The 3,197-nt window shown below is 74.0% G+C and carries 4 protein-coding genes and 1 pseudogene; 4 read left to right on the forward strand and 1 reads right to left on the reverse strand.

The window, feature by feature from the left end; translation table 11 throughout:
- Positions 1–681 (reverse strand): DUF4397 domain-containing protein (locus tag ACXJKL_RS17915; protein ID WP_457208363.1); only part of this gene is annotated, 681 nt, incomplete at its 3' end.
- 105 nt (positions 682–786) lie between these two features.
- On the opposite strand from ACXJKL_RS17915, the gene ACXJKL_RS17920 reads away from it, so the two are divergent.
- The 4 genes and pseudogenes from ACXJKL_RS17920 to ACXJKL_RS17935 form a co-directional block, all read left to right on the forward strand.
- Positions 787–1,431, forward strand: coding sequence for a response regulator (locus ACXJKL_RS17920; RefSeq protein ID WP_457208364.1), 645 nt, complete (start codon positions 787–789; stop codon positions 1,429–1,431).
- Entirely contained in the window at positions 1,424–2,296 is an 873-nt protein-coding gene (locus tag ACXJKL_RS17925; RefSeq protein ID WP_457208365.1) for an arylamine N-acetyltransferase family protein, read from the forward strand. The genes ACXJKL_RS17920 and ACXJKL_RS17925 overlap by 8 nt, the downstream gene beginning before the upstream one ends.
- Positions 2,293–2,793 (forward strand): GNAT family N-acetyltransferase, encoded by a 501-nt coding sequence (locus tag ACXJKL_RS17930; RefSeq protein WP_457208366.1) that lies wholly within the window; start codon positions 2,293–2,295, stop codon positions 2,791–2,793. The genes ACXJKL_RS17925 and ACXJKL_RS17930 overlap by 4 nt, the downstream gene beginning before the upstream one ends.
- Before the next feature lie 10 nt (positions 2,794–2,803).
- Positions 2,804–3,197: pseudogene (locus ACXJKL_RS17935) on the forward strand (hypothetical protein); the annotation flags it as partial.

Consider the following 3,197-nt stretch of genomic DNA (forward strand, 5'->3'; position numbering starts at 1 on the left):
GCCGTCGGCGGTCAGCGTCGAGGTGTGCGCGATGACGTTCATCGAGCCGTCCTTCGGGTTGCCGTAGGCGTAGATCATCGACAGGGTGCGGGCCTCGAGCGGCACGTCCAGCGGAYCCAGGATCGGGTCGCTGGTGCGGCCGGTCGGCAGCAGGGCGACCTCCTGGGTGCCGGCCGGGACCTCGGCCTCGGCGTACTCGCCGTTGGCGATGTTGGTGAAGACCGTCTTGCCGTTGACCTGCACGTCGGCGGGCGCCACGGTCGCGGTGTGGGCCAGCACCACCCGGGCCTTGTCCGGCCCGATCGCCCCCGTGGGCGCGGCGTACGAGTGGACGACGGGGTCGCCGTCGACCTGGGCCGGAAGGTGCAGCACGACGTCGGTGCTGTCGCCCGCGGCGACGTCGAGGCCGGAGGTCACCTCGACACCGGCGCCGGAAAAGGTCACCTCGTGGCTGCCGGGGGCCAGGGCGAACGGACCCAGCACGTCGCCGACCTCGGCCCCGGTCGCCACCGGTCGACCGTCGACGGAGACGTCCACCGCGGCGCCCGGCACCGCCTGGACGACGGTGATGTGTGCCGGGGCGGCCGGCGGGGCCGTCGCCTGGCCGGGCTGGCCGATGCCCAGCAGGAGCAGGAGCACGGCCGACGAACCGACCAGGACCAAAGACAGCGCACGCTTCATCCGAACATCCCCCGGCAGATGACGGCCCACGTCCCGAGCCCCGGCCTCCACCAGACCACCGCGGGCGAGGACCGGACAACCCCTCCATTGGGTAGGTTCGCGGTCATGACGAGGGTGATGGTGGTCGACGACCACCCGATGTGGCGCGACGCGGTGGAGCGGGACCTCGCGGCGGCGGGCTTCGAGGTGGTCGCGGTCGCCGCCGACGGTCACCAGGCGCTGGCCCGGTTCCCGGCATCACGTCCGGACGTGGTGGTGCTGGACCTGCAGATCCCCGGGCCCAACGGTGTCGAGGTCACCGCGCAGGTCCTCCAGCACGACCCGTCCGCGCGGGTGCTCATCCTCTCCGCGTCCGGCGAGCAGTCCGACGTGCTCGAGGCCGTCAAGGCCGGCGCCACCGGCTACCTGGTCAAGAGTGCCTCGCGGGAGGAGCTGCTCGATGCCGTACGCCGCGTCGCTGCCGGCGACACGGTCTTCACGCCGGGCCTGGCCGGACTGGTGCTCGGCGAGTTCCGCCGGATGGCCGAGGGACCGGCCGACGACCCGCGCGACGGGCTCACCGAGCGCGAGACCGAGATCCTCAAGATGGTCGCCAAGGGACTCTCCTACAAGCAGATCGCCGAGCGGCTGGTCATCTCCCACCGCACCGTGCAGAACCACGTCCAGAACACCCTGCGCAAGCTGCAGATGAACAACCGCGTCCAGCTCACGCGCTGGGCGATCGAGCACGGCCTCGACGACGATGACTGAGGCGTACCTCGCGCGCCTGGGGCTGGGGGAGGCGCCCGAGCCCAGTCTCGAGAGCCTGCGGACCCTGCACCGCGCCCACCTCGAGCGGATCCCCTACGACAACCTGTCGATCATGATGGGGCGTCCGGATCCCGCGACGTCGGACGCGTGCGTCGAGCGGGCCGGGAGCGGTCGACGCCTCGGCTACTGCTTCCAGCAGAACACCGCCCTGGAGGCGCTCCTGGTCGGCCTCGGCTATGCCGTCAGCCGCCGCCACGGCCACGTCTGGGTGCGTCCCGAGGGCCGGCTGGACGCCTCCCTCAACCACCTCGTCCTGGTGGTCAGCGGCCTGCCCACCGACGACAACCCGGGCGGGCACTGGTGGGTCGACGCCGGGCTCGGTGACGGGTTCGCCGAGCCGCTCGCGCTGGTGCGGGGCGAGCAGCGCGTCGACGGGTTCCGCTACGAGATCGGGGCCGGGTACGGCGCCCAGGCCGCCGGCCGGCCGCGGGGGCCGGCCGCCTGGACCTTCGACCACGATCCCTCCGGCGCGTTCACCGGCGTCGTCGTCACCGAGCGCCCGAGCGACCCGGCGGCCGTGGAGGCCGCCCACCGCGCCCTCAGCACCGCCGCCGACTCGCCCTTCCGGTCGAAGCTGGTCGTGCAGCGCCACGACGGGGACGCGGCGCTCACCCTGCGGGGCTGCCTGCTCACCGAGCAGACCGCCACCGTGCGGACCGAGACCGAGCTGTCGTCGTACGACGCGTGGCGTGAGGCGCTCGTCGACCGGATGCTGCTGCCGGTCGGCACCGACGAGGACCTCGTCGACCTGTGGGAGCGCACGCGCGTGGCCCACGCGGCGTGGACGGCGGCGGGACGCCCGTGAGGACCTCCGTCTGGCGCACGGCCGGCCCCGGGGACGCCGGCCCGTTGCGCGACCTCGAGCGGGCCGCCAACCTGGTCGGCCTCGCGCACGTCTTCCCCGCCGACCGCTTCCCCTTCCCCGACGACGCGGTGCTCGCCCGCTGGGCCCTGGTCCTCGAGGACCCCGAGGTGGTGGTCGAGGTGGTTGACGGGGACGACGGCCTGCTCGCCTTCGCGGCGTACGACGACGAGTCGCTGCGGCACCTGGCCGTGCACCCCGACGCCTGGGGGACCGGCCTCGCCAAGGCCGGGGTCGCGCGCTCGGTCGCCCACGGCGCACGGCGGCTGTGGGTGCTCGACGCCAACCACCGGGCCCGGCGCCTCTACGAACGGCTCGGCTGGAGCGCGACCGGGGTGGAGCAGGAGTGCCCGTGGGTGCCGCACCCGACGGAGCTGGAGTACGCCCTGACCCGTCCGGCGGTGACCCACCGCCCGGGGCCGGCGGTCGCCCGGTCCTAGGATCGCGGACGTGACAGACCCGCTCCTCGAGCTCGCCGACGGGCTCTACGCGCTCGCGCTGGGTGACTTCACCCCCGCCCGCGACGCGCTGGTCAAGGAGCACAAGGGCGACAAGGACCTGGCCGCCCGGCTGAAGGCGCTGAAGAAGCCGTCGCTCGCCGCCTGGGTGGTCAACCTCCTCGTCCGCCGCGACGCCGGGCAGGTCGACCAGGTGCTCGAGGTCGGTACGGCGCTGCGCGAGGCCCAGGCCAACCTCGACGGCGAGGAGCTGCGCGCCCTCACCCGGCAGCGCCGCCAGCTCACCGCGGCGGTCACCACCAAGGCGCGCGGGCTGGCCCGCGAAGAGGGCGTCAAGGTCACCCCGGCCGTGGCCGACCAGGTCGAGGCGACGCTGACGGCAGCGA

The organism is Nocardioides sp. P5_C9_2 (assembly GCF_054049555.1).

Excerpts from the sequence above, each read along its gene's own strand:
- ACXJKL_RS17920 (WP_457208364.1), top strand. The coding sequence starts at position 787 with ATGACGAGGGTGATGGTGGTCGACGACCACCCGATGTGGCGCGACGCG.
- ACXJKL_RS17925 (WP_457208365.1), top strand. The coding sequence starts at position 1,424 with ATGACTGAGGCGTACCTCGCGCGCCTGGGGCTGGGGGAGGCGCCCGAG.